The sequence below is a fragment of the Cupriavidus sp. Agwp_2 genome (genome assembly GCF_040784895.1).
GTDB lineage: Bacteria > Pseudomonadota > Gammaproteobacteria > Burkholderiales > Burkholderiaceae > Cupriavidus.
The window spans coordinates 160,570-187,220 of sequence record NZ_CP088084.1; the positions used below are offsets into that span (position 1 = coordinate 160,570).

At 67.8% G+C, this 26,651-nt stretch carries 22 protein-coding genes and 1 pseudogene; 10 read left to right on the plus strand and 13 right to left on the minus strand.

Features of this window, described 5'->3' with window-relative positions:
- Positions 1–4 precede the first annotated feature (4 nt).
- From pgaB to pgaD, 3 genes are read left to right on the plus strand one after another with little or no spacing between them, the layout of a single operon-like run.
- Positions 5–2,035 carry a poly-beta-1,6-N-acetyl-D-glucosamine N-deacetylase PgaB gene (gene pgaB, locus LPA45_RS18555; protein ID WP_116321392.1) on the plus strand — a complete coding sequence of 677 codons (2,031 nt, stop codon included), beginning with the start codon at positions 5–7 and terminating at the stop codon, positions 2,033–2,035.
- Entirely contained in the window at positions 2,032–3,369 is a 1,338-nt protein-coding gene (gene pgaC, locus LPA45_RS18560; RefSeq protein WP_317923678.1) for a poly-beta-1,6-N-acetyl-D-glucosamine synthase, read from the plus strand. Before pgaB ends, pgaC begins: the two co-directional genes overlap by 4 nt.
- A complete protein-coding gene (gene pgaD / locus LPA45_RS18565; RefSeq protein WP_116321390.1) occupies positions 3,366–3,860 on the plus strand; it encodes a poly-beta-1,6-N-acetyl-D-glucosamine biosynthesis protein PgaD in 495 nt (164 codons plus the stop codon). Before pgaC ends, pgaD begins: the two co-directional genes overlap by 4 nt.
- Here the strand turns inward: pgaD and LPA45_RS18570 are convergent.
- Positions 3,817–4,389, minus strand: a pseudogene (locus LPA45_RS18570) (molybdopterin cofactor-binding domain-containing protein); the annotation flags it as partial. The gene pgaD and the pseudogene LPA45_RS18570 sit on opposite strands and share 44 nt — an antisense overlap.
- Positions 4,390–4,392: 3 nt before the next feature.
- On the minus strand, positions 4,393–4,620 hold the full coding sequence (locus LPA45_RS18575) for a hypothetical protein (protein WP_116321389.1): 228 nt from the start codon (positions 4,618–4,620) through the stop codon (positions 4,393–4,395).
- A 906-nt stretch (positions 4,621–5,526) separates the two neighbouring features.
- Between LPA45_RS18575 and oxlT the strand changes: the two genes are divergently transcribed.
- Positions 5,527–6,849 carry an oxalate/formate MFS antiporter gene (gene oxlT, locus LPA45_RS18580; RefSeq protein ID WP_116321388.1) on the plus strand — a complete coding sequence of 441 codons (1,323 nt, stop codon included), beginning with the start codon at positions 5,527–5,529 and terminating at the stop codon, positions 6,847–6,849.
- Positions 6,850–7,055: 206 nt separating this feature from the next.
- Positions 7,056–8,711 (plus strand): hypothetical protein, encoded by a 1,656-nt coding sequence (locus tag LPA45_RS18585; RefSeq protein ID WP_317923680.1) that lies wholly within the window; start codon positions 7,056–7,058, stop codon positions 8,709–8,711.
- Here LPA45_RS18585 and LPA45_RS18590 read toward each other — a convergent pair.
- From LPA45_RS18590 to LPA45_RS18610, 5 genes are read right to left on the minus strand one after another with little or no spacing between them, the layout of a single operon-like run.
- Positions 8,708–9,724 (minus strand): hypothetical protein, encoded by a 1,017-nt coding sequence (locus LPA45_RS18590; RefSeq protein WP_317923682.1) that lies wholly within the window; start codon positions 9,722–9,724, stop codon positions 8,708–8,710. The genes LPA45_RS18585 and LPA45_RS18590 overlap by 4 nt on opposite strands.
- Positions 9,725–9,726: 2 nt before the next feature.
- Positions 9,727–10,854, minus strand: a complete 1,128-nt coding sequence (locus LPA45_RS18595) for a GNAT family N-acetyltransferase (RefSeq protein WP_317923684.1) — start codon at positions 10,852–10,854, stop codon at positions 9,727–9,729.
- Positions 10,851–12,104: a hypothetical protein gene (locus LPA45_RS18600; RefSeq protein ID WP_317923686.1), complete on the minus strand. Its 1,254-nt coding sequence runs from the start codon at positions 12,102–12,104 to the stop codon at positions 10,851–10,853. The genes LPA45_RS18595 and LPA45_RS18600 overlap by 4 nt, the downstream gene beginning before the upstream one ends.
- On the minus strand, positions 12,097–12,981 hold the full coding sequence (locus LPA45_RS18605; RefSeq protein ID WP_116321383.1) for a ThiF family adenylyltransferase: 885 nt from the start codon (positions 12,979–12,981) through the stop codon (positions 12,097–12,099). The genes LPA45_RS18600 and LPA45_RS18605 overlap by 8 nt, the downstream gene beginning before the upstream one ends.
- Entirely contained in the window at positions 12,978–13,931 is a 954-nt protein-coding gene (locus LPA45_RS18610) for a hypothetical protein (protein ID WP_317923689.1), read from the minus strand. The genes LPA45_RS18605 and LPA45_RS18610 overlap by 4 nt, the downstream gene beginning before the upstream one ends.
- 273 nt (positions 13,932–14,204) lie before the next feature.
- On the opposite strand from LPA45_RS18610, the gene LPA45_RS18615 reads away from it, so the two are divergent.
- The 5 genes from LPA45_RS18615 to LPA45_RS18635 all read left to right on the plus strand — a co-directional run bounded on the left by LPA45_RS18615 (position 14,205) and on the right by LPA45_RS18635 (position 21,548).
- Positions 14,205–16,136 carry a feruloyl-CoA synthase gene (locus tag LPA45_RS18615; RefSeq protein ID WP_317923690.1) on the plus strand — a complete coding sequence of 644 codons (1,932 nt, stop codon included), beginning with the start codon at positions 14,205–14,207 and terminating at the stop codon, positions 16,134–16,136.
- A gap of 210 nt (positions 16,137–16,346) precedes the next feature.
- Positions 16,347–18,674: an FdhF/YdeP family oxidoreductase gene (locus LPA45_RS18620; protein ID WP_317923691.1), complete on the plus strand. Its 2,328-nt coding sequence runs from the start codon at positions 16,347–16,349 to the stop codon at positions 18,672–18,674.
- A gap of 102 nt (positions 18,675–18,776) precedes the next feature.
- Positions 18,777–19,628 (plus strand): formate dehydrogenase accessory sulfurtransferase FdhD, encoded by an 852-nt coding sequence (fdhD, locus tag LPA45_RS18625; RefSeq protein WP_317923693.1) that lies wholly within the window; start codon positions 18,777–18,779, stop codon positions 19,626–19,628.
- Positions 19,629–19,834: 206 nt separating this feature from the next.
- Positions 19,835–21,295, plus strand: coding sequence for a PLP-dependent aminotransferase family protein (locus LPA45_RS18630; RefSeq protein ID WP_317923694.1), 1,461 nt, complete (start codon positions 19,835–19,837; stop codon positions 21,293–21,295).
- On the plus strand, positions 21,282–21,548 hold the full coding sequence (locus LPA45_RS18635; RefSeq protein ID WP_116322909.1) for an Rrf2 family transcriptional regulator: 267 nt from the start codon (positions 21,282–21,284) through the stop codon (positions 21,546–21,548). Before LPA45_RS18630 ends, LPA45_RS18635 begins: the two co-directional genes overlap by 14 nt.
- 5 nt (positions 21,549–21,553) lie before the next feature.
- Here the strand turns inward: LPA45_RS18635 and LPA45_RS18640 are convergent, their stop codons facing one another.
- The 6 genes from LPA45_RS18640 to cydB all read right to left on the minus strand — a co-directional run bounded on the left by LPA45_RS18640 (position 21,554) and on the right by cydB (position 26,633).
- The gene (locus tag LPA45_RS18640; RefSeq protein ID WP_317923699.1) at positions 21,554–22,234 is read right to left on the minus strand and encodes a radical SAM protein; all 681 of its coding nucleotides are present in this window, start codon (positions 22,232–22,234) and stop codon (positions 21,554–21,556) included.
- 168 nt (positions 22,235–22,402) lie between these two features.
- Complete coding sequence (locus LPA45_RS18645) at positions 22,403–23,206, minus strand: HlyD family secretion protein (RefSeq protein WP_116322907.1); 804 nt, start codon at positions 23,204–23,206, stop codon at positions 22,403–22,405.
- Complete coding sequence (locus LPA45_RS18650; RefSeq protein WP_116322906.1) at positions 23,203–23,415, minus strand: DUF1656 domain-containing protein; 213 nt, start codon at positions 23,413–23,415, stop codon at positions 23,203–23,205. Before LPA45_RS18650 ends, LPA45_RS18645 begins: the two co-directional genes overlap by 4 nt.
- Positions 23,402–25,486 carry an FUSC family protein gene (locus LPA45_RS18655; RefSeq protein WP_116322905.1) on the minus strand — a complete coding sequence of 695 codons (2,085 nt, stop codon included), beginning with the start codon at positions 25,484–25,486 and terminating at the stop codon, positions 23,402–23,404. The genes LPA45_RS18650 and LPA45_RS18655 overlap by 14 nt, the downstream gene beginning before the upstream one ends.
- A 2-nt stretch (positions 25,487–25,488) precedes the next feature.
- Entirely contained in the window at positions 25,489–25,614 is a 126-nt protein-coding gene (locus tag LPA45_RS18660; protein WP_233528378.1) for a DUF2474 family protein, read from the minus strand.
- Between the two features lie 11 nt (positions 25,615–25,625).
- A complete protein-coding gene (cydB, locus tag LPA45_RS18665; protein ID WP_317923697.1) occupies positions 25,626–26,633 on the minus strand; it encodes a cytochrome d ubiquinol oxidase subunit II in 1,008 nt (335 codons plus the stop codon).
- Between the last annotated feature and the right edge of the window lie 18 nt (positions 26,634–26,651).

Consider the following 26,651-nt stretch of genomic DNA (forward strand, 5'->3'; position numbering starts at 1 on the left):
CGCCATGACACGATTTCCGCTGCACGCCTGGCGCCGCCTGCTCTGGCTGCTGCTGGCCGCATGCCTGCTGGCCGGCTGCGCCAAGGACATCCCGGTGTTCACGCCGCCGGCGCAGCGCCCGCTCGCCGCCGCCGAACAGCCCTGGCCAGACAACCACCTGGTGGTGCTGGCCTACCACGACGTCGAGGACAAGGACCCTGACCAGGCCTACCTGAGCGTGCGGACCGACCACCTGATCGGCCAGCTGGCCTGGCTGCGCGAGAACGGCTACCAGGCGGTCTCGGTCGACCAGGTGCTGGCCGCGCGCCGCGGCGGCAAGCCGTTGCCGGCGCGCGCGGTGCTGCTGACCTTCGATGACGGCTACCGCAGCTTCCATGCGCGCGTGCTGCCGATTCTGAAGGCCTACCGCTGGCCCGCGGTGCTGGCGCCGGTGGGCGCGTGGCTCGACACGCCGGCGGGCCAGCCGGTCGATTTCGGCGGCACGCCGACCGCGCGCGACCGGCTGCTGACCTGGCAGCAACTGCGCGAGATTTCCGCCTCCGGGCTGGTCGAGATCGGCGCGCACACGGACGCCCTGCACTACGGCATCAACGCCAACCCGCAAGGCAACACCGAGCCGGCCGCGGCGGTGCGCGGCTTCGACGCGGGCACCGGCCGCTATGAGACCGACGCCGCCTACGAGGCGCGCGTGCGCACCGACGTGCAGCGCATCACGAAGAAGATCCAGGCCGTCACCGGCAAGCCGGTGCGCGTGTGGATCTGGCCGTACGGCGCCGAAGGCGGCACCGCGCTGCGCATCATCGGCGAGAACGGCTACCAGATGGCGCTGACGCTGGAAGACGGCCTGGCCAAGGTCGACAAGCTGATGTCCGGCGCGCGCATGCTGCTCGCCGACAACCCCGGCCTGCGCGCCTTCGCGCAGTCGGTGGCCACGATGGAAGAGCCGAGCGCCATGCGCGTCGCGCACGTCGACCTGGACTACGTCTATGACCCGGACCCGGCCCAGCTCAACCGCAACCTCGACCAGCTGGTGCAGCGCATCTACGACCTGAAGATCAATACGGTCTTCCTGCAGGCCTTCTCCGACGACGATGGCGACGGCCTGGTCAAGTCGGTGTACTTCCCGAACCGCTGGCTGCCGATGCGCGCCGACCTGTTCAACCGCGTGGCATGGCAGCTCGACAACCGCACCAACGTCAAGGTCTACGCCTGGATGCCGGTGCTGAGCTTCGACATGGACCCGTCGCTGCCGCGCGTGACGCGCTGGGACCCGGCCACCCACCACGCAGAGGTCGACGCGAAGCAGTACCGCCGCCTGTCGCCGTTCGACCCGGTGGCGCGCCAGCGCATCACCGAAGTCTATGAAGACCTGGCCCGCCACGCCTTCTTCGAGGGCCTCCTGTTCCACGACGATGCCATCCTCAGCGACTTCGAGGACGCCAGCGCGCCGGCACTGGCCGCGTACCGCAAGGCCGGGCTGCCGGACAACATTGCCGCGCTGCGCGCCGACCCGGAGATCATGCAGCGCTGGACGCGCGTGAAGAGCCGGGCGCTGGTCGATTTCACGCAGGAGCTGACGCAGCGCGTGCGCGCGATCCGCGGCCCCGCGATCAAGACCGCGCGCAACATCTTTGCCATGCCCATCCTGCAGCCGGAAAGCGAAGCCTGGTTCGCGCAGAACCTCGACGACTTCCTGGCGGCATATGACTGGACCGCACCGATGGCGATGCCGTACATGGAGCAGGTGCCGCGCGGCCGGGAGAACCAGTGGCTCGACCGCATCGTCGATGCGGTGGCGCAGCGTCCCGGCGCGCTCCGGCGCACGGTGTTCGAGTTGCAGGCGCGCGACTGGCGCAAGCCCGAAGGTGGGGCCGCAAGCCCGGTCGACAGCAAGGTGCTGGCCGGCTGGATGCAGCGCCTGCAGCAGCGCGGCGCGCGCAGCTTCGGCTACTACCCCGACGACTTCCTGAACAACCAGCCCCGGCTCGACGTGATCCGCCCGGCGCTGTCTAACGCCTGGTACCCCGCACCATGATCGAAAGACTGTTTGCCCTGGTCATCCTGTGCGTCGCGCTGGCGCTGCCGTTCGCGCTGGCCGCGCTTGCCACCGGCGACCTGCTGCTGGCCTTCGTGTTCTTCTATCCGCTGTTCATGTCCGGCTTGTGGATGGCCGGGGGCGTGTACTTCTGGCTGCATTGGGAGCGCAAATGGCAGTGGGGCGCGCAGCGCGAGGCGCCCCAGGTGCCCGGCGCGCCGTTCATCTCGATCCTGGTGCCCTGCTACAACGAAGAGCAGAGCGGCGAAGAGACGCTGCTGGCCGCGCTGGGACAACGCTATCCCAACTTCGAGGTGATCGCCATCAACGACGGCTCGCGCGACGGCACCGGCGCCGTGCTGGAAGCGCTGGCGCAGCGCCATGAACGGCTGCGCGTGGTGCACCTGGCGCAGAACCAGGGCAAGGCGATGGCCCTGCGCATGGGCGCGCTGGCCGCGCGCGGCGAGTACCTGGTCTGCATCGACGGCGACGCGGCGCTGGACCCGGACGCCGCGGCCTACCTGGTCGCGCCGATGGTGGCCAACCCGCGCGTCGGCGCGGTCACCGGCAACCCGCGCATCCGCACGCGCTCCACGCTGGTGGGGCGCATCCAGGTTGGCGAGTTCTCGTCGATCATCGGGCTGATCAAGCGCACCCAGCGCGTCTATGGCCAGGTCTTCACCGTGTCCGGCGTGGTCGCCGCGTTCCGCCGCCGCGCGCTGGACCGCGTCGGCTACTGGAGCCTGGACATGATCACCGAGGACATCGACATCAGCTGGAAGCTGCAGCGCGACCACTGGTCGATCTTCTACGAACCGCGCGCGCTGTGCTGGATCCTGATGCCCGAGACCGTGCGCGGCCTGTTCAAGCAGCGGCTGCGCTGGGCCCAGGGCGGCGCCGAGGTCTTCATGAAGAACGTGCGCTCGATCTGGATCTGGCGCCACCGCCGGCTGTGGCCGCTGATGGCGGAGTACTGCCTGTCGGCGGGCTGGGCCTTTGCCTTTGCCATGTCGATCGTGCTGTGGGCGCTGGGGCACTTCGTCGAGCTGCCGCAGCATATCCGCATCCAGAAGCTGATGCCGCCGGGCTTTACCGGCATGGTGCTGGCGGCGGTCTGCATATTGCAGTTCATGATCAGCGTGGCGATCGACCGGCGCTACGAGCCGCGCCTGGGGCGCACGCTGTACTGGATCATCTGGTACCCGCTGGCGTACTGGCTGGTCGGCATGTTCACCACGCTGCTGGCCTTCCCCAAGGTCATGCTCAAGACCCGGCGCAAGCGCGCGCGCTGGGACAGTCCCGATCGCGGCATCCAATCGATGAAATCGTCATGAATCCCGACAACATGATCATCCGCACCCGGCGCGCACCGCTGCGCTGGGCGTTCGACGCGGTGCTGACCGCGCTGGCGTGGATCGGCTTCTTCTACCTCTTTGCCAGCGGCATCCGCGACATCCTGCTGGAAGCGTCGACCGGCCTCGACGTGCCGTTCTGGTCCGCGATGATGCCCACCATGGGCACGCTGTCGGTGTACGTGCTGGTGGGCGTGTTCAACGGCGTGGTGCTGCTGGCGTGGGCGCTGTACAACCAGATCCGCTTCTCCGGCATGGACCGTCGCAAGCCACTGCCGCCGCTGGGCGACGACGAGCTGGTGGCCAGCTTCGGCCTGCCGGGCCAGCGCGTAGAGGCGCTGCAGCGGGCCAAGGTGACGGTCATCGACCACGACCACGACGGCGGCATCGCCGGCGTGCGGCTGGGTTACGAATGGATGGTCGCGCCGGTCAAGCCTGCAGTGGCAGCTTCGGCAGAAGCTTGTCCAGCGTGATCGGGTAGTCGCGCACGCGCACGCCGCAGGCGTTGTAGACCGCGTTGGCGACGGCCGCCGCCACGCCGGCGATGCCCAGTTCGCCCACGCCCTTGGCTTTCATCGGCGAAGAGAGCGGGTCGGTCTCGTCGAGGAAGATGACCTCCTGGTGCGGGATATCGCCATGCACCGGCACCTCGTAGCCGGCCAGGTCGTGGTTGATGAAGCAGCCCAGCCGCTTGTCGATGGCCAGCTCCTCCATCAGCGCCGCGCCCACGCCCATGGTCATGGCACCGATCACCTGGCTGCGTGCCGACTTGGGATTGAGGATGCGGCCCGCGGCGCAGACCGCCAGCATGCGCCGCACGCGGATCTCGCCGGTGGCGGCATCGACCGCCGCCTCGACGAAATGGCCGCCGAAGGTGGATTGCTGGTAGCGCTTGTCGAGGTCGCCGAACTCCAGCACATCCTCGGCCGCCAGGCTGCCTTCGGGGGCGCTCACGGCAATGCTCGCCAGCGGCACGCTGCGCCCGCCGGCGCGGACCTGGCTGTTCTAGAACACCGCCTGGCGCGGATCCAGGCCGGCGTGCTGCGCGATGGCGTGAAGGGCTTCATGCCTTGCTCCCCGCAACCTCGGTGATCGCGTTGCGGTCTGTGCAACCTGCGAGCCGCTGGCCGCAGTGTCCTGCGCAGCGGCGGGCAGGGCGATGCCGGTGGCCGAGGCAGCGCCAGCCTTGAGCAGGTCTCGCTGCGTGATCTTGATATCGCTGAGGTCTTCCATGCCTGGGGCTCCTTGCGTCGTGCGCTTTCCGGAGAAAAGGCGAAACGCCGCCTGGGCGCGGCGTTGGGTTCGCGGGGTGGCGGAATGCCGGGCGGCGTGCCGACGCGCCTTTTCGGACGGGGCGTGCCAGGCTTGCATATGCGGGACACGCCTCGTGCGCAATGAAACGCAGAATTGGGCGAATGGGATCAGAGGCTGCTGGCCGCAGCTGGTGTAGCCCCGCACTGTGCTGTCGCGTACACAGACAACGGGTATTCCATTAGTCGCACCCCTATTTATTTGCCGCAGATAATCGCTTATAAATGCATGACATGTTGCGGCTGATGTCCCGCACCATGACTCCGCCCGCCGGGACGCCTGCGGGCTTTTTTTTATTCTTATTATTCAGGATCGATATTAATCAGGAATCTTATTTTGCCGCCTTCTGATTCGGGCTGGTGAAAACCCTGATTTTCCCAGAAACATTACAAAATCGCAATGTTTCTGCGTTGGTCTGCATTTGACCTGCTTTTGAGGTGATCGTCAAGACTCGCCGCAACGCCGCGTCGGTATTGGATTTCCGGGAATATACGCGGCTTATTCATGTGCCCCACGCACTGATGCGGAAATAACCTGAATTACGTTTTCCAGCCACTTCCCTCATTAATCGCTGGGCTAGTGAAAACCCTGCCGCTGGTTCGCCTTGACTTACTTGATATATCACATACTGTGTATCCCATCGCTACTCGGATTTGGAAACAGGTGAGTGCGGGAGACGTCGATCAGGCGTCGCGATAAAAGGCAGTAAATGCCAACGACACAGGAGACAGAAAATGCCAGGAGCCACCTGCAAGTTGACGCGCATGGCGTCCCCACCTTCATCCATTCCCACGGATTTCCCGAAACGCACGGTTCAAGGAGCGCGCTATGAGTAACGCAACGGCAGGGGCGTTGAGCCCCAATCACGGGACTTCCGAGTCCACGCGCTGGATCCAGCTGGTCGTCGGCGTGGTCTGTATGATCGCGACCGCGAACATCCAGTACGCCTGGACCCTGTTTGTGCCCGAAATCCAGGAAACCTACGGCTGGTCGCGTGCCAGCATCCAGATTGCCTTTACCGTGTTCGTGCTGGTGCAGACCTGGCTGGCGCCGATCGAGGGCTACTTCATCGACAAGTTCGGGCCGCGCATGATGGTGGCCTTCGGCGCGATCCTCATCGGCACGGCGTGGTGCATCAACTCGCAGGCGACCACGCTGATGGGCTTCTATGTCGGCGCGGCGGTCGGCGGCATGGGCGTGGGTTCGATCTACGCGACCTGCATCAACAACGCGCTCAAGTGGTTCCCGGACCGCCGCGGCCTCGCGGTCGGCCTGACCGCCGGCGGCTATGGCGCGGGCTCAGCGGCAACCATCCTGCCGATCGCGGCGATGATCGAGTCGCAGGGCTTCCAGCACACCTTCCTGTTCTTTGGCCTGCTGCAAGGATCGCTGGCCTTTGTCGCGGCGTGGTTCCTGCGCTCGCCCAAGACCGGCGAGGTGCGGGGGTCGAAGAAGCTGGCCCAGGCCACGCGCGACTACACCCTCAAGGAAGCCCTGTGCACCAAGCTGTTCTGGCTGATGCTGGTCATGTTCGTGCTGGTGGTCACCGGCGGCATGATGGCCGTGGCACAGCTGGGCGTCATTGCCAAGGATCTGGGCGTGAAGGAATTCCAGGTCGACCTGCACTTCTTCGTGATGGCTGCGTTGCCGCTCGCCCTGATGCTCGACCGCATCATGAACGGCATCTCGCGTCCGCTGTTCGGCTGGATCTCGGACAACATCGGCCGTGAAAAGACCATGGTGATCGCCTTCACGCTGGAAGGGCTGGGCATCATCGCGCTGGGCTACTTCGGCAGCAACCCGTATGCCTTCCTGATCCTGTCGGGCGTGGTGTTCCTGGCCTGGGGCGAGGTCTACTCGCTGTTCTCGGCACTGGCCGGCGACGCCTTCGGCACCAAGCACATCGGCAAGATCTACGGCGTGCTGTACACCGCCAAGGGCATCGGCGCGCTGTTCGTCCCGATCGGCAACCTGCTGATGGAAGCCACCGGCACGTGGTCGACGGTGCTCTACACGGTGGCGGTGATGGACCTGACGGCTGCGTTCCTTGCCATCATGGTGCTGCGGCCGGTGCTGGCCTCGCACGTTGCGACCGCGAGGCAGAAGTTTGCGAAAGAATCCGCTGCAGCTGGCGCACAAGTGGCGGCTTAGTCCACGCGCGGCGCTGCAGATAGACCGATCCACTGGTAGCTGACTGGGCGGGCTTCTTCGGAAGCCCGCCGTTTTTTTTTGCGCCGTGGCGGCTTCGCATGCTGACCGCCTGCAAACTTCGTCCTGGACGGTGATGACGAGATTTGAATATTTCGACAGATGTCCCCGGCAGATTAAAATGCGAAGCTTCGTCCACTGGGACAACAATGCCTCTTGCACGCGCAATCACCATAGGGCTGCTGCTGTCCACGCTGACGGGCTGCGACTTCCTGCGTGGCTATGCCGACGGAGAATCCACGGTCATGCGCGGGTTTGCCGCCGGTGGCACGCCGGAGCAGATCGGCGCGGCCCGCTTTGTGTTCGACGACTTTGGCGGCCTGAGCACCGATACGCTCGAGACCAATGCGCTGCCGTGGAAGCTGGCGACGACCGCGCTGGTGCTGGCCAACGCCCCGGATGCGGCACCTGCGCCGGAGACACTGCGGCGCGCACTGCGCGAGTTCGGGTTTATCTATCCCGACGGCATCCTGAACTGGCCGCTTGCGCAGCAGCCAGGGTTCGACAAGCCGCTTGGCATCGTCAGCGGCAACGTTGGCCGCGACCTGCCCAGGATCCGGCTGGAAGTCTCGAACCTGGGGTGCGCCGCGTGCCATGCGGGGGTGACCTACGGCAAGGACGGTCAACCGACCGGCAAGGTGTGGCTGGGTTTGCCGAATACCTCGCTCAATCTCGACGGCTTCGTCAACGCGGTCTACCAGGCGGTCAAGCGGGTCAAGTCCGACCCCGACAAGCTGCTGGCCGCCATTCCGCGGCTGTATCCCGATACCTCGGCGGATGAACTGGCGACCATCCGCAGGTTCGTATGGCCGCGGCTGGTCAAGCGGATCGACGAACTCGCGGCCAGGGGCGATGCGCCGTTGCCGTTCAGCAATGGCGCGGCCGGCAGCACCAATGGCGTGGCGGCGCTGAAGTTCCAGTTCCATCTGCTCTCTGGCGGAGCGGGCGCGAGCGGCTCGACGTCGATCCCGGAACTGGGCGACCGGCAACTGCGTTCTTCGCTGCTCTATGACGGGGTCTATACCAGCAAGGGCGCGGCGCGCTTTGCGCCGGTTGCCTCGGATGACCCCAATGACCCCGGGCGACTCGCGCATATCGTGGCGTTCTTTACCGTGCCGACCATGGGCATGCCGCCGGATCGCGCCAGCCGTGCCATCCCGCAGGTGGAAGACGTGATGCGGTTCATGGCGGGCTACAAGCCGCCGCCGTTTCCCGGACCAGTCGACCGGGTCCGCGCGGCACGCGGCGCCGGCATCTACGCGGCGCAGTGCGCGCAGTGCCATGGCCGCTACAGCCAGGACATGGACGTAGACACGGCACGGCCCCGGCTGGTCAGCTATCCCAACCGTCTGGTGGCGCAGGCGGAGCTTGGCACCGATGCCACGCGCTGGCAGGCGATCGATGCGAGCCTGCTGCAGGCCATCGGGCGCTCGGCGCTGGGCAAGCATATCGATGCGGCCAACACCGGCGGCTATGTAGCACCCGTACTGTCGGGCCTTTGGGCGACGGCGCCTTATCTGCACAATGGCTCGGTTCCCACGCTGTGGCATCTGATGCATCCGGAGGCGCGGCCGCGCCGGTTCTGGGTGGGCGGCCATGCGCTGGACTACGCCAGCGTGGGGATCGCCGGGCGGTTCGGCGCGCAAGGAACGTGGGTTTATCCGCCGCACTACCAGCCATGGTCGAGCCCGGTGCTCTATGACACCACGACCGCGGGGCGGGACAACCGGGGCCACGAGCGGGAGTTCACCGCCCTGTCGGAAAGCGACAAGGACGCGCTGCTGGAATTCCTGAAGCTGCTCTAGCGCGGGCCGTCCGCCTGCAACAGCTCCGACGCTGGCAGCCTGGCACTGCGGGGGATCGCTACGCCAGCGACTGGGCCGAAACGCATCACGTTGACCAGCCGGTGCCCCGCTGGAAGCGCCTGGCACTCCGTCAGCAATGCGGCGTGGCGGGGCGAATCGGCCAGCGCCGACATCGGCACGCCGGCGATGCCCCGGCTGGCCATGTCCAGCCAGAAGCGGTACCAGCGGCGCCCGACCTCGAAGTCCGTCACGTCGCGCGCGGCGTGGATCAGCACGATCCGGGCGGCGCTGTTGACCTTGGCGCCGTCCCCGGCCAGTACCCCGGTCAGCGACAGCGCTGCCAGCACGCGCACTACCGTGGGCCGCAGTGCGACCGATGCTGCCATCGTTTCCCAGCGCGACAGCGCCATGCACTCGGCCGACAGTCCGTCGCGGGCCCAGCCAGCGGCGCGCGGGGACAGGCGCAGCCAGTAGAAAAGCTCGCGCGCAAAGGCCGGATCGTGGAAGGCGGCCGCCGCGGCGTCGTCATGCCATTTGGCGAACTGCGCTGTGCTGGCCAGTTCCGCCACCATGGCAACCCCGGCATGCGCGGCGATGCACTGGTCCATGGCCGCGAACTGCGCGGCGTCGGCACGGGCGAACGTGCCGCGCCAGGCGCGGCGCTGGTCCGGGGCGGCGGCCAGGGGATCCGCGCTGGCACCGGGCCGGAGCTGGCCGGAGGCCGCGACCCGCAAGCCGGCGGCTGGGGGCGGGTAAGGCAACGCCTCAGTCTCCGGCGGGGAAAGCGAAATGCCGATCGTCGATAAAGCCAGCGCCATGCCTTCCCACGCCATGCCCAGCGCGATCTGGTTGTCCCGGCCGGTCGGGTCGCCCACGGACAGCCAGCGCGCCGGGTCTTCCAGCAGCAGGATGCGGTCGCCGGCAAAGTGCCAGCGGGCCGGCTGGATATTGTGGGCACTCGGGGCGCGCGCGGCCTGCGCGACCATGGCCAGTTGCTGGTCAGGTGTCAGCATCGTCAGTTGCCTTGATCCGGTGCCAGCGCCCTGCGGAACAGGTGCAGGCGGTGCAGTTCGGTGGCGCCCAGCTTTTCCATCTGCCGCAGGCTTGCGCCATTGGTGTCCGACACCCAGCTGATGCCCAGGTGCGAATAGCCGGCACCGCGCATCGCCGTCAGCAGGCGGTGCAGCAGCACGCCGTTGACGCCCTGGCCGTGGAACGCCTGGCGTACCGAGAAAAAGATGACCGCCGCGCGCTTGCGGCTGGCGCGGAACCGCAGCAGGTGCCACAGCGTCGACCATTTCAGGCGGAAACCGGTGGCGTGCAGGAACGGATTGAGGTCCGGCACGCAGAGCAGCACCCCGACCGGCTCGCCGCGGTAGTAGGCCGTGTAGGACAGGCGCTCGTCGATGATCCACATCATGCCGGCGCAGGGGTAGAGGAATTCTGCTTCCGTCAGCGGCACGAACATCGGGTTGGCGGCAAAGCCATCGTTCAGCACGGCGCACGCCTCGCGCAGGCGTCCTTCGAAGCCGCGGCGGCGGATCGGAGCGAAGCGCCAATCCGGATCGCTGGCCAGTGCACGCTGCCGGTTGCCGAGCAACTGGTCGGGATCGTAGCCGCGCACATCCATCTCGAAGGTGCGCATCGGGAAGATGCGCTCGAAGCCGCAGGCTTCGAGCAGCCGGGCAATATGCGGCGGCGTGTATTCCTGGTAGGTGTACGGCGCGTGCCCGAAGCCATCGGTGACGACGCCGATCATCTGCGTGATGGTCAGGTTGAAGCTGCCCGCCAGTTCGTCGCAGCCTTGCCGGCTGACCCACCCCGCAGCGGCATCGAGCAGCGAACGCGCCACGGCGATGTCGTCGATGCAGTCGAACAGGCCGAAATACCCGCGCTTCTGCGCGTACAGCCGGTTCGAGGCATCGTGCACATGCGCCAGGATGCGTCCCACGATGCGTCCGTCGCGGTGCGCGGTGTACCAGGTGCGGCGCGCAAACTGCCGGAACAAAGGATTCTTTTCAGCATCCAGTGCCCGCGCGAGGTCGCCCTTCATTGGCGAGACGAAATGGGTATCGTCGCCATAGCAGGCGAACGGCGCAGCGAAGAAGGCATTGAAATCGCCTTCGCGCAGTTCCAGGTTCATGCGGGCTCCTGTCGGCGCAGGTGCCGCGCCAGCCGCAGGATGACAGCGGCGCGCAGCTCGCCGATGGCGGCATTGGCGCCCTGCGGCAGGTTCAGCAGTACCACCATGGCGGGTTGCCGTGCGATCAGCAGGGCGTGGGTCATTTCGTGGCGTTCCATCAGGTCGACCAGCTGTTCCGCGGCTTCGATGCCGCTGCCGATGCCGCTTGCGTGGGGCTGCCGGGCCCACGCCCTGGCATCGCCGATCGATACCGGCTCGCGCCGCTTGCCGGCCAGCGCGAACAGCTCGCCCAGCGCATAGCCTGCCAGCTCGGCGTCGCCCAGCACTACATGGTCGGCGGTTTGCGGCAGACGCCGCAGCGAATGGAGGAATCCGTCCGGTGTATCGAGCCGGGCATGGAGCAGCCAGCGCAGGAAGGCGTTGCCGTCGCCCGCGAGCGACACCGCGCGGATACGGACGAAGATGGCGGTCAGCAACACCCACGCCAGCGCCACCGGCATGCCGCGCAGGCCCGCCTGCAGGAACCCCGGGCCCGGCCCATGCGACGCCAGCGCCATGGCGCCGGCCAGCACCACCGCGAAGACCAGTGCCGCGGCAATATGCGCCAGCAGCCCGCGCACGACCCGCTGCGAATCCGACAGGCTCAGCAGCACATAGACAAAGGCCAGCGCCCCGAGCGCGCCCAGCCGGACCGGCACGTGCCCGAGTTCCTCGCGGAAATCCGTCGCCGCCAGCGGCACGGCCAGCGCCACCACCACGACCACCGCGCGCGCCAGCCGCTCTTCATTGCTGGACAGGTCGGCATCGCGCAGCCAGAGCAGGAACCAGCCGTTGCTCGCCGTCACCACTGCATAGCAGGCCAGGAACGCCAGCAGCAGCGGCACGTTCGTGGACAGGTCGGCAACGAGGTTGATGGCGAAGAACACCACCGACACACCAAGCGCCAGCAGCTTCAGCCACAGCGGATGGTGGCGCCGCAGCAGCTGCTCGGCAAACAGCGTGGTCGCGATCGGCAGCAGCGTGGCCGCCGCGAATACCAGCCGGCCGAGTAGTGGGCTGAGCATCGGGCCGCCGAGCAGCCAGGCAAAGCCCCGCACCGCCAGCAATGCCGTCAGCACGCCGAACAGGAACAGGCCGGTGCCGATGCCGGTGCCGGCTTCGCGGCGCGTCCACAGGAAATGAAGGTAGAGTCCGCAACCCAGCGCGCCCAGCCAGGTCACGGTGACATCGCTGGCCAGCGCGTTAATCACGGAGCAGCCTCGCCATGAAGCGCCGCACCGTGGCGCGCAGCAGCCAGGCGGCCAGTGCGTTGCGCGGCGTCTCGACGCGCATGGTCCAGGGGTTGAAGAAATAGCCGCGTGCATCCGCCAGCCGGGGACGGTCCAGCACCAGCTTGGCGGCTTCAAAGGCCATCAGGTTGCCGGTGGTGATCACCATCGGCGCAAACGACATGCGCTTGCGTTTGCCCGAAAGCAGGTCCTTCGCAATCGCAAGATCGACATGCCGGACCGAACTGGAATGGATCATGACGTACTCCAGTTCCTTGCCCAGGCACGCCTGCCGCAGCGCCGGCGTCAGCGCCTGCCAGTCCATGCCGATGCTCGGATAGCCCAGGCGCGTCTCCGGCCGCGGGTCGTGTGGCCGCACCACGGTGACCGAGGGCAGGGGAGCGGTATAGGCGTCGATGACGGTGGCGCCATGCTCGCGCGCCTTGCGGTAGAGCGCGATGCCCGCGGCCATGTCATCCATGCCGTTGACCACGATCTTGTAGCGCGCCAGCAGGTCGTCGAGCCGGCCCGGCCAGTCTTCGCCCAGCGTCTCGATCTGCAGCGCCGGATTGACCTGGTGCAGCTGCGCGACGGTGGCCTCGACCTTGCCGATGCCGACGGTGGCCAGGCTGGCAAACACCTGCCGGTTCATGTTGGACACTTCGAACACGTCGAAGTCGGCCAGCGCGAAGCCGCCGATGCCCATGCGCGCCAGCGCCTGCAGGCAGGCGCCGCCCATGCCGCCGACGCCGCAGACCAGGATGCGCGCGTCGCGCAGCCGTTGCTGCTCGGCCTCGGTCACGAAGCCGATATTGCGGGTGGTGAATTCTTCGTAGGAAAAGGCAGGGTTTGCTGTCATGCGTGGTTCCTTGCGCGCAGGTCTCCCATCGGCTCGCGCGGGTTCAGCCAGTGCACCAGCGGCAGGACGATCCGGCCGAGCGCCAGGAACGCCACCTGCGACAGGATCGCCGGCAGCGAGTCGCGCGGGACTTCGCGCAACAGGTATTTGCGCGCGCTGGCCAGGTCCAGCCGCGCGACCTGCAGGAAGTCGTCGCCGCGCTGGTAGTCGAGTTCGCGCTGGCACAGCGCATTGACGCGTTCATCGCGATGCCTGGGCGCTGCGTCGAAGGTCTTCTTGAGGTTATCCGAGCCGCCCCGGTAAGCGTCGGTGATGACAAAGCGGGCCTCGTCGAAGCCGGCGCCCTCGTCGACGCCGAAGACGTGGCGATGCGATTTCATGATCTCGCGCGCCACGCTCAGGTGCTCGAAGCTGCGCCGTGCCGGCGCGAACGGATTGGGATACGCCGTGACGAAGACCTCGGCCACCTTGCCGATGATCGCCGGCACCTGGGTCACGTTGCTGATCCAGATCGGACGCAAGCCGCGGCGGAAGAACAGCAGGATGCAGGTCAGGCCGTACAGCACCCAGGAAAGCCCCTGCGTGCGATAACCCGGGTCGACCATCACCAGCCCGAGGTGGATGGCCTCGACCGGTCGCCCCCTGAGCTCGATCGGCATGATCGACAGCGCGTTGAAGGCGATGGGGCGGCCGCTGTCCCGGTCGTAGAGCAGCGTGACCACGGCGCGGCGCAGCCGCTCGGGATCGCCGGACAGCACGCCATAGTCGAGATCCTTGCCGATGCCCCGGTGCACCACGCCGCGCATCTCGGCCAGCATGGCGTCGAGCCGGGTGCTGTCCATCCACAGCCCGGGCCGCTCGACGACCCGGATGCGCACGCTGCGGCTGGCGTTCAGGGTCAGGTCCAGGTAGCGCAGCCGCTGGCGGATTCGACGGATGACTTGGAACATGCAGGTTTGCCCGATGCCTTTGTTCTTATGTAAGCGGTCCAGGAATTCCCGGAGATTCCAGGAAATGGAGGTGCAGCGCGCAGCATATAACAAGATCGGGGCCCGTACGCATTTCGTCGGCCAGGCGCAGTCGGGCGCACCGCCACCTGAGGCGGGTGGTATGGCCCGGGCGCAAGGTGGCCTACGCTGACAGCACAGCCGGCTTGCAATTCGCATGACCGGCGCTGAACAAGACCCGGCGCATCAGCCGCGGGCATAAAGGAGACACCCGAGATGACCATTTCCGCTGCCGTTCGCAAGCCCGAAGCCAGGCAAGAAGCCAGGCAAGAAGCCAAGTACAGGCCGACCGTGTTTGTCGAACGCGCCACGCTGGTCGAGCACCGCAAGGATGGCAGCATCCTGCTGCGCAGCGCGGCTCCCGCGCCGGATCCGGTCCAGCGTGGGCTGGGCGATTTCGTGTCCTGGTGGGCCGAGCGGCGCCCGGACGTGCGCGCCTTCTGCGAACGCGACGGCGAGGGCGCCTGGCGCTCGGTCAACTGGGGCGAACTGTGGCGGCAGGTGCAGGCGGTCGGCGCGCGCATGCTGGAACTGGGCCTCGGCCCGGAGCGTCCGCTGATGCTGCTGTCCGGCAACTCGGTCGAACAGGCGGTGCTGCTGCTGGCGGCGGAGTATGTGGGGGTGCCGACCGCGCCGGTTTCCCCGGCGTACTCGCTGCTCAGCAAGGATTTCGTGCGGCTGAAGGGGGTGGCCGAGCTGGTGCCGCCGGCAGCACTGTTCGTGCAGGACGGCGCGGCGTACGCGCGGGCGGTGGATGCGCTGGCCCTGCCCGAGGTCCCGGTCATTGCGGTCGGCAAGGTCGCAGCGGGGCAGCTTCCCTGGGCCTCGCTGGCCGGCGCCGAACTGACGGCGGAGCGGGACGCGGCGGTGCGCGCGGCCCACGCCGCGGTGCGCGATGAAGATACGGGAAGGGTCCTGTTCACCTCCGGGTCGACCGGCGTGCCCAAGGGCGTGCCGCTGTCGCATCGCAACCTGCGGGCCGTGGCGGCCTACTTCTCCGATCTCTACCAGCCGCTGGTCGACCGCCAGCCGGTGTTCCTCGACTGGCTGCCCTGGCACCATGGCCTTGGCGGGGTGCTGAATCTGAGCCGTGCCGTGACGCTGGGCTCGACCCACTATATCGACGACGGCAGGCCGCTGCCCGGGCAATTCGCCCGCACGGTGCGGAACCTGCGCGAGGTATCCCCGACGATTTTCACCAGCGTCCCCTCCGCGTGGGGCATGCTCGCCACCGAGCTCGAACGCGATCCCGAGCTGGCGCGCAGCCTGTTCGCCAAGGTCGTCAATTTCTCCTACGGCGGTGCCAGCCTGCCGCGCGACGTCTGGGACCGCATCCACCGCGCGGCCGAAGACACCATTGGCGAGCGCATCGTGTTCTGCTCGGGGCTGGCCTGCACCGAGACCAGCGGCATGGGTATCTACTGCAGCTGGCCCACCGAGGACACCGGCAACGTCGGCGTGCCGATGCCCGGCGCCGAGGTCAAGCTGGTGCCGCTGGAAGGCGAGGAAAGCGGGGGCGGCGCGGGCGGCGCGGGCGGCCGCTATGAAATCCGCATGCGCGGGCCGTTCCTGTTCAACGGCTACATCAAGCGGCCCGACCTGACCGCCGCCGCGTTCGACGAAGAAGGCTACTTCTGCCTGGGCGATGCCGTGCGGCTGGCCGACCCTGCCGATCCGGCCAGGGGCGTGCGCTTTGCCGGCCGCGTGGTGGAAGACTTCAAGCTGGTCAATGGCACCTGGGTGCGGGTTGGCGCGGTCAGGCTGGGACTGGTCGAACAATGCGCACCGCTGCTGACCGATGCCGTGATCTGCGGCCATGACCACGACTACGTGGCCGCGCTGGCGTGGCCGAACGTCGCCGCGTGCCGGGCGCTGCATCCCGAACTGGCGGAGCTGGATGCGCAGGCACTGGTGCGCCATCCCCGCGTGGTCGATGCGATCCGGGAGCGGCTGCAGGCAAGCGCCGGTTCAGGCGCCAGCCTCAGCGTCAGGCGCGTGCTGCTGATGGCCGAGCCCCCGTCGATCGACGCCAACGAGATCGCGGACAAGGGCTACGTCAACCAGGCCGCCACCCGCGCGCGCCGCGCCGGGCTGGTCGAGGCGCTGTTCCAGGCGCAACCTGCGGCGCATGTCGCTTGTGCGGCATAGGCATGGCCAGGCCGGCAGCCAGCCGGCCTGACGCAACACCGCATGGGCGGCGGCCGGGCCGCCCGGCGAGACTGTACTCCCCGGCCATCTCACGCTTTGTACGTCTCCCGCGCCACCCCGCCGGCCTACTCTGGTGTCACCGCAACGATCCGGATGCGACCCCTGGTCCAGCAGCCCCGGATGCCCCCGTCGTTACAGGACACCACGCCAATGAGCACCCCGACCCCCGAGAAAGGCCACATCGCCCCCTACACCCATCCCGCCGCCGGCTGGGGTGCGCTGAAGTACGTTGCCATTAACCTGATCAAGGAGAAGGTGGCCGGCGGCAAGTACAAGATGCTGTTCAAGCAGAACCAGGCCGACGGCTTCGACTGCCCTGGCTGCGCCTGGCCCGACCGCCAGCACGCATCGACCTTCGAGTTCTGCGAGAACGGCGTCAAGGCGGTGGCCGCGGAAGCCACCAGCATGCGGGTCACGCCGGAATTCTTCGCGCAGCACACGGTGACGTCGCTGATGGCGCAGACCGACTACGAGCTGGAGCAGCACGGGCGCCTGACGCATCCCATGGTCTACGACGCGCAGACCGACAAGTACCGCGCGATCCCCTGGGACGAGGCCTTTGCCATGATCGGCCGCCACCTGAACGCGCTGCCGGATCCGAACCACGCGGCATTCTATACATCGGGCCGCGCCAGCAACGAGGCCGCGTTCCTGTACCAGCTGTTCGTGCGCGCCTATGGCACCAACAATTTCCCGGACTGCTCGAACATGTGCCATGAGGCCACCAGCCGCGGCCTGCCGCTGACGGTAGGCGTGGGCAAGGCCACCGTAGTGCTCGATGACTTCGAGCATGCCGACACCATCCTGCTGTTCGGCCACAACGCGGCCACCAACCATCCGCGCATGCTGGGCGATCTGCGCGAATGCGCCCGGCGCGGCGCGACCATCGTGTCGGTCAACCCGCTGCGCGAACGCGGCGTGGAGCGCTTTACCAGCCCGCAGCATCCGGTGGAGATGCTGACCGGGTCCAGCACCAAGATTGCGTCGATGTTCGTGCAGCCCAGGCTGGGCGGCGACTTCGCGCTGATCAAGGGCATGGCCAGGCGCCTGGTAGAACTCGACGACGATGCGATCCGGCATGGCCGCGAACGGCTGGTCGACGTCGACTTCGTGCGCGAGCACACCATCGGCTTTGGTGCCTTCGTCGAAGACCTGCGCGCGGAAAGCTGGGCCGACATCGTCTCGGAGTCGGGCGTTTCGCTGGAAGACATCGACGCGCTGACGCAGGTCTATGCCCGCGGCAAGCGCGTCATCGCCTGCTGGGGCATGGGCCTGACGCAACACAAGCATTCGGTGCCGACGGTGCAGCTGTTGTCCAACCTGATGATGATGCGCGGCAATATCGGGCGCGAGGGTGCCGGACTGCTGCCGGTGCGCGGGCATTCGAACGTGCAGGGCGACCGCACCGTGGGCATCGAGGAAAAGCCGGAGGCAGCGTTCCTGGACCGCCTGGGCACCGCCTTCGGCTTCGAGCCGCCGCGCGAGCACGGCTATGACGTGGTCGAGACCATTTCCGCGATGCTGGAGGGCAAGGTCAAGGTCTTTGTCGGCCTTGGCGGCAATTTCTCGACCGCCACGCCGGACACGCCGCGCACCTTCGAGGCGCTGCGCCAGTGTGCGCTGACCGTGAACATCGCCACCAAGCTCAACCGCAGCCATCTGGTGCACGGCAAGGAATCGCTGATCCTGCCGACCTTGGGCCGCACCGAGATCGACCTGCAGGAGGGCGTGCCGCAGGGCGTGACCGTGGAGGACTCGGTCTGCATGGTCCATATCTCGTTCGGCATGAACGCGCCGGCGTCGCCGCACCTGCTGTCGGAGACAGCCATTGTCGCGCGCATGGCCGCTGCCACGCTGGGCTCGGACAGGATCGACTGGCTCTGGTATGCGCAGGACTATGCGCGCATCCGCGATGCCATCGAGCAGGTGATCGACGGCTTCGACGACTACAACGAGCGCGTCGCCGTGCCGGGCGGCTTTCACCTGACGCCGGCAGCGCGCAACCGGGTCTGGCAGACGCCGTCGGGCAAGGCGCAGTTCCTGGTCAACCGCATCGACAAGGACACGCCGATCCATCGCGCGCGGGAAAAATACGGCGACAAGCTGATGGTGATGATGACCACGCGCTCGCACGACCAGTACAACACCACGATCTACGGCCTGGATGACCGCTATCGCGGCGTGTTCGGCCTGCGCCGCGTGGTCTTCATCAACGCTGCCGACCGCGAGCGGCTTGGGCTGGAGTCCGGGCAGCATGTCGACATCACCAGCGTCTGGGACGATGACGTGCAGCGCCATGTCGAGGACTTCGTGCTGGTCGACTACGACATCCCGCAGGGCTGCCTCGGCGCGTACTACCCCGAGACCAACCCGCTGGTGCCGCTGGAAAGCACTGGGGACGGCTGCGGCACGCCTACTTCGAAGTCGGTGCCGGTGCTGCTGACCGCGTCGCGCCAAAAGCCGGCCGTGGCAGCGTAGTCGTTGGTTGGTGCTTGCCACCACCCCAGGCAGACGCTCCCCTCTCCCGCAAGCGGGAGAGGGGAGCAAACCGGTGGTAATTCACAGTTTCATGAGGTCCCCATGCATTGCATCGAACAGGTCGAACAGATCCGGCACACAGGCTATGAATCCCGCTCCATCGTCCGCCACAAGGACATCGAGGCACGGCCGGCGCTCGACAACGTGGCGCAGGAGCTGCCGGTCGCGCTGGTCTACAACGGCATCTCACACGCCGTGATGATGGCCACGCCGCTGGACCTGGAAGCGTTCGCCGTGGGTTTCTCGCTGACCGAAGGCATCGTCGCCCACAACGCGCAGATCCATGACATCGAGGTCCGCGTGCACCGGTACAGCGCCGAAGTCCAGCTGCAGATCAGCGAACAGGCCTTCGCCGCGATGAAGGCGCAGCGCCGGGCGCTGGCGGGCCGCACCGGCTGCGGCGTCTGCGGCATCGAGAGCCTGGAACTGCTCGACCTGCAGCCTGCGCGTATCCGCGAGCCGGCACGGCGGCTGGAACCTTCGCGCAAACTGCTCGGGCGCGCCGTCTCGGCGTTGCCTTCGCACCAGCGGCTGATGCGCGCCACCGGTGGTGTGCATGCGGCGGCGTGGTGCAACGCGAGCGGCGAGATCCTGCATGCGTTCGAAGATGTCGGCCGGCACAACGGGCTGGACAAGCTGATCGGCCACCTGGCCATGCGGCGCGTGGCGCTGGACGACGGGTTCGTGCTGCTGTCCAGCCGTGCGAGCTATGAACTGGTGCGCAAGGCCGCGCGCATGAACATCCAGATGCTGGCGACGATCTCGGCGCCGACCTCGCTGGCGATCCGCATTGCCGAGCAGGCCGGCGTGCGCCTGCTCAGCTTCTGCCGCGCCGACGGTTACGTCGACTACACCGGTGTTGCGCTGGAAATGACGGAAGACGCGACATGTTGAGCTTCGACGGGCAGCCGGGACAGCGTCGTGCAGGTCACCGCGCAGCAGGGCGCGGCGTCCGTATCCGCGCTCGGCCAGGCCAGCGGCTTTGTGCGCGTGGGGCCGCAAAGCGCCGGATCGCTCCATCATGTGCCGCTGCCGTACTATGATCTCCATCGTTGGCTTGGTTGAACAAGACCGGCGGCACGGCAGGCGGGGGGCGCAGCGTGAAACTCTATGAAAAACTGGCTGCGGATATCGAGGCACTGGTGCAGCAGGGCGTACTGCTGCCGGGCGAGCGCATTCCATCGGTGCGGCAGGCCAGCCAGCACCACCGCATGAGCATTACCACGGTGATCCGCGCCTATGTGCTGCTGGAAAGCCGCGGCGTGATCGAAAGCCGGCCGCAGTCCGGCTACTTCGTGCGCGCGCGTCCGGGCGAGCCCGCGATCGAACTGCGTACGTCCCGGCCCAGCGCCAAGCCCTCGGCGGTTGACGTCAGCGCGCTGGTGCTGTCCACGCTGCGCTCGATCCGCTCGGACGATGCCGTGCCGCTGGGTTCGCCGTATCCGGATCCGTCGCTGTTCCCCTGGCAGCGCATCAACCAGTACGCCAACAACATCGCCCGCCGCTATGCCAAGTGGACGCTGCTCGACGACCTGCCGCCCGGCAGCCCCGAGCTGATCCGGCAGATCTCGCGCCGCTACCTGGATAACGGCCAGGCCATCGATCCCAACGAAGTGATCGTTACCATCGGCGCCACCGAAGCCATCAACCTGTGCCTGCAGGCGGTGGCGAAGCCGGGCGATACCATCGCGGTGGAGTCACCGACCTTCTACGCGATGCTGCACGCGATCGAACGCCTGGGGATGCGCGCCATCGAGGTGGCGACCGACCCCGTGGAAGGCATCGACCAGGAGGCGCTGGCGCGGCTGATCGACGAGAAGGGCGTGAAGGCGTGCATGGTGATGCCGAACTTCCAGAACCCGCTCGGCTTCCGGATGCCCGACGACAAGAAGGCCAGCCTGGTGGCGATGCTGACCGAAAAGGACATCCCGGTCATCGAGAACGACGTCTATGGCGAACTCTATTACGGCGAAGTCCACCCCAGCTCATTGAAGGCCCACGACAAGGCCGGCATCGTGCTGCACTGCGCCTCGTTCTCCAAGACGCTGACCAATGCCTACCGCATCGGCTGGGCGCTGCCGGGCCGCTACCGCGAAGCGGTGGAGCGGCTCAAGTTCCTCAATACGCTGACCACGCCGGCGATCCCGCAGCTGGCGATCGCCGAGTTCCTGAAGAACGACGGCTACGATTTCCACCTGCGGCGTGTGCGCAAGGCCTACGCGCAGCAGGCCAGCATCATGGCGGCGGCGGTGCGCCGCTTCTTCCCCGAAGGCACGACCACGTCGCGGCCGGCGGGCGGCTACGTGCTGTGGGTGCAGTTGCCGGAAGGCATCGATGCCATGGAGATGTACCACGCCGCGCTGGACCACCGCATCACGGTCGCGCCGGGCCATATGTTCGCGCCCGGCGCCACCTACGCCAACTGCATCCGGCTGAACTACAGCGCCGAATGGTCGCCCGGCATCGAATCCGCGGTGCAGACGCTGGGCAAGATCGCGCAGCACCTGCTGGCGCGGAGCCGGCAGCAAGCACAGGAAAAACCAGGCCATGTTGGACACTGAGATCGATCCCGCCATCCTCGCCGCGCTGGAGGTGCTGCACCAGGCCGCGCACGAAGGCGGCGCAACGCCCTGGTCGCTTGCAAAAATCGCCAAGCGGGCGCAACTGCCGATGAGCGTGCTGAGGCGCGTGCTGACGCAGCTACAGTCCGCGGGGCTGGCCGAGTTTGCGATCGACGAGGCGGGGCACGGCCACGCCAGCCTGACGCAGGCGGGGGTGGAGCTTGCCGCGCAGGTGTTCCCGGAGACTGACTGAGCGGCTCAGCCGCCCACCAGCGACATGCGTACGGTCGGGTACTGCCTCGGGTGCTGCTCGCCGCTGGCAAGCCGTTCCGCGCGCAGTTCGGAGTAGCGGTCGCCGCGCGCCTGCCAAGCCTGGCTGATGGCAGCGGCGAGTGCTTCGGCAGGGCGGGCGGCCGACAGGTGCGGGCGCAGGTCAACGGAGCTGGTGGCGAACAGGCACAGGTGCAGGCGGCCTCCATCCACCGAAACGCCGTCGAGGCTGTCCAGGCTGACCGTGACGCGCCCGAGGCCGGCATCGCGCAGCGCGCGGGCCTTGCGTGCCAGCAGGCTGCCGTTGGTGGTCATGGCTACTTCCACCTGGGCCCCGTCGAGGGTGCGCATGCTGGCAATGCCCTCGACCAGCGACTCGATGCCCTTGCGCAGCAGTGGCTCGCCGCCCGTCAAACGCACTTTCTCCACGCCCAGGCCGACAAAGGCCCGCACGATGCCGAGCAACTCGGTGTCTGACAGGCGTTGCGCGGGGGAGAGGAAGGGATAGCCGCGCCCGAAGCGCTCCTTGGGCATGCAATAGGTGCAGCGGAAGTTGCACTGGTCGATCACGGAGAGCCGCAGGTCCCGCAGCGGGCGGCCAAGCTGGTCCCTGCAGGCCGCCGGTGCCGGCTCCGGCACGTAGGAGCCAGCGTGGGTGGCGAGGGGCATTTGTTGCACAAGCGCTGCTTGCATGGCGGATCTCCGGTGGGCAATGGCCCCAATGGCCCGGCAGCATGGGGCCGGTTCAGTCTCCATGGTAGGGAGGGGCTGCGCCCGGCAGGGCGCACACATTGGCCGCCGCAGGAGCAGAACAGTTGGGGCGAGGCGGCAGCGCGCCTACTCGCGCAGCTCGCGGATGCGCACCGTCGCGGTCTGGCCGGCGATCAGGCGTACCCCGGGCGGCGCCTTGTCCAGCGCGATGCGTACCGGGATGCGCTGTGCCAGCCGCACCCAGTTGAAGGTCGGGTTGACGCTGGGGAGCATGTTCGGGCCGCGGTTGCGGTCCTGGTCTTCGACGCCGGGGGCAATGCTCTGCACACGCCCGCGCAGGGGCGCGGGCAGGCCCATGATGTGCACGTCCGCGACGTTGCCGACCCGGATCGCCTGCAGCTTGGTTTCCTCGAAGTAGCCCTCGACGTACTGGGAGCCGCTGGCCACCACCGACAAGGCCGGCCTGCCGCGCATGGCGAAATCCCCCGCGCGCGGCAGCCGGTCGCTGACGTAGCCATCCACGGGGCTGGTCACGCGGCAGCGGGCCAGGTTCAGGCTGGCCAGTTCCACGGCGGCATCGGCTGCGTCGATGCGCGCCTGGGCGGCCGGATCGCGCCGGGCCTGAGCGAGTGCCGCACGTGCCGAAGCCGCCTCGGCCCGCGCCTGGCGCAGCGCCAGGCTGAAGCGCTCCTGGTCCAGCACGAACAGGACCTGGCCGCGGTGCACGCGGGCGTTGTCATCGATCATCACGGCCGTGACCAGCCCGGAGACATCGGACGCGACCTGGATCACCTCGGCGCGCACATGGCCGTCGCGCGTCCAGGGCGCCTCGGTGTAGTACTGCCAAAGATGCCAGGCGGTCAGTGCCGCCGCGACCACGGCTGCCAGGGTCACCGCGTAGGGGCCGAGCAGCGAAAGCTTGCGATTCATGATGGAGCCTGCCAGACGAGCGCGACGATCGCGCCCAACACGAGGATATAAAGCGAGAGATTGAACAGGGACCGGTGCCACACGACGCGGTAGAAGCCGATCCGGGAGAGCGCGGCGCGCGCGCCGGCGGTGATGGCGAACGCCGCCAGCATCCACACGACGGTGGCCGGCACGAAGACGCCGTACAGGTCGAATTCAGTGGCGTGCATGGTGATCTCCATGGTCCGGGTACAGCGCGAGCCGCAGGGTGGTGAGTGCCGCCAGTGCCGCGCGGGGGCTGGCGTGAACCGTCGTGGCCAGCGCTGCGCAGGCCGCATCGATCTGCGCGGCGGGCGCCGTCGCGGGCGTGGCGGCATGGCCGATGCGTGCGCACTGCCGGTAGTGGCGCGCCACACCTGCCAGCGCGCGCTCGACGGCACGGCAAGGCACGGCCCGGGTACCGACACAGGCGCGCCGCAGCACCAGTACGGCGGATTCCACCAGGAAGTCGGCAACGGCATCGCCGGCCGGCTTGTCGCTGGCGTTATTGCGGCGCGTCAGCGGCGGCCACTGGCGCAGCAGCCGGTCCAGCATGCGGCCGCGCAGCCGTGCGCTGTTGACCGCCGCGCGCGGATGCGCGGCCAGCGCGATCTCGTTCCAGTTGGCCCTGGCCAGCCGGTACGCCACCAGTTGCTGGCCGAATGGCTGCATCAGCACGGCCCATAACGCGGCGAACACCAGCGCCGCCAGGCTCGCCAGGCTGCCGTTGAAGATGCCTGCGAAGCTGGCCGCATCGAGGTGCCGAGGCCCCGGGAAGGACGCCGCGGTGACCGCCAGCAGCACGCCGAACAGCGCATTGCGCGGCTGTGTCGTCATGGCGCCGATCAACAGGTACGGAACGAACAGCAGCGCTGCCAGCGAGCCGAAGTCATGCGCCAGCACCAGCACCACGAACTGGTAGTACCAGGACAGCAGCGCGCAGGCGATGCCCCACGCGATCACCCGGCCGGCCACCAGGCGCGGCTCCGCGGTGCTGGCGATGAAGCAGCTGGCGAGCGCGACCAGCCCGACCGGAACGGCGCCGTCGATCCAGCCTGACACCATCCACAGCAAGCCCGCCGCGAAGGTGGCCGATCCGGCGGTGGCGGCGCGAAACAACAGTTGGGCGTGATCATGGTGGCGGGCCTGTCCGGCGGGCTCGACGCGATAGCGCAGCGTTGCCGGCTCGCCGCCATCGTGGCGCAGGCTCGCTTGCAGCAGGCGGCAGTCTTGCCAGAGGTCTGCCAGTTCATCGAGATAGGTGCCGGTGGCCGCGGCCAGGCGCGCATGCCAGTCCGCGGTTGCGGCCGGTGCAGCGCCTGAGGGTAGCCAGCAAGGCGCGGGGCGGCTTGCGCCCTTCTCGCCGGCGATCCAGGCCAGCGTAGCGTGCAGCCGCTGCGCAAGCGCGTCGGGCATGCCCGACGGGTGCCGGCGCAAGGCGCCGACGGTATCGGCAAGTGCCAGCACCAGTGGCAGCAGGGCCGTCATGCGCTGGTGCAGGGCGCGGGCGCGCCGCAGTGCCGGTGCGCCGTCGGTTTCATAGCTGAGCGGGGCGAACTGCGTTTCCATCGCCAGGATGTCGGCGGCCAGCAGGCTGAAGCTGTCGTGGCGCTGGCCCGCGCTGGCATCGGTGGCCAGCAAGTCATCGATCCAGCGCGAGGCGTGGTCCAGCCAGGCGGATGCGCGCGCGGCCAGCGCCGGGGTGGTGTGCACGGGGAAGACCACCGCGCTGACCACGCTGGCGCAGACGATGCCGATCACGATTTCCTCGATGCGGACAAGAGCCACATCAAAGACGGTCGCCGGATGGCTCACCGTGGGCAGCGCAACGATCGGCAGCGTGTAGGCGGCCAGCAGGCAGATGTAGTTGCGCGGTGCCGGCTCCAGCAGGGACAGGTAGAGCAGGGCCCCGGTCCAGCACGCGATCGCCGCCATCAGCAGCACGGGCTCGTCGACCAGCAGCGGCACCAGTGCCACCGCGCATACCGCGCCCAGCAGCGTGCCGAGCACGCGGTAAGTGCCCTTGGCATGGGTGGCGCCGGCCAGCGGGCTGGACACGAGGTACACCGTGGCCATGGCCCAGTAGGGTCGCGGCAGGCCGAGCGCCAGCGCCACGCAGAGCGCCAGCATGGCCGCGCCGAACACCTTCAGAGAATGCAGCCACGGCGCAAAGTCCGGGCTCCGTGCCCATGCTGCCGCGAGCGTGCCGGATGCATCGGGCGCATGTGCCGTGGCGCGGGGGATCGGGGTGGACGAGGCCATGTTCAGCTCGAGAGCCCGACCGCGCGCATCAGCAGCCGCATCAGGCTGGCGCACGCGAAGACCGTGCCGACGCCCGCCAGCCACAGTGCCAGCAGCCAGCCCAGGCGCGACGCGAGCCCGGAACGCATGAGCCTGGCCATCAGTGGTACCCCTCCCCGCGCTTCACCTTGCCGCGGAACACGTAGTAGGACCAGGACGTGTAGGCCAGTATGATCGGCACGATAAACAGCGTGCCGACCAGCGCGAAGCCCTGGCTCTGCGGGGCCGACGACGCGTCGAAGATCGAGATCCCCGGCGGGATGATATTGGGCCAGATGCTGATGGCCAGCCCGGTATAGCCCATGAAGATCATCAGCAGCGCGTAGAGGAACGGCGCCACGTTCGGGCGGCGGTGCAGGGCGCGGTAGATGCCCGCGGCGGAGACAAGAACCAGTAGCGGCACCGGCAGGAAGAAGAACACGTTGGGCAGCGCGAACCAGCGTTGCGCGATCTCCGGGTGCGTCAGCGGCGTCCACACGCTCACTGCCGCGATCATGGCCACCATCACGCCAGTCAGCACGTTGGTCACGCGCAGCATGGTCCATTGCAGCCGGCCTTCGGTCTTCATGATCAGCCAGGTGACACCCAGGAAGGCGTACGTGATTACCACGCCCACGCCCGCGAAGATCGGGAACGGTGCCAGCCAGTCCAGCGCGCCGCCGGTGTAGGTGGTGCCGTCCATGGCGATGCCGTCGATATAGGCGCCCAGCGTCACGCCCTGGAAGAAGGCGGCAACCACCGAGCCCCATGTGAAGGCAGCGTCCCAGTAAGGGCGGCTGCGGTCGCTGGCCTTGAAGCGGAACTCGAAGGCCACGCCGCGGAAGATCAGGCCCAGCAGCATGAACATCAGCGGCAGGTAGAACGCGGTCAGCAGCACCGAGTAGGCCAGCGGGAAGGCGCACAGCAGCGCCGCGCCGCCCAGCACCAGCCAGGTCTCGTTGCCGTCCCAGACCGGCGCCACGGTGTTCATCATGACGTCGCGGTCATGGCGGTCGCCGACGAAGGGGAAGAGGATGCCGATGCCCAGGTCGAAGCCGTCCATGATGACGTACATCATCACGCCGAAGAAGATCAGGGTGGCCCAGATAACGGGAAGGTTGATACCCATGTCGATCACCTGTTCAGG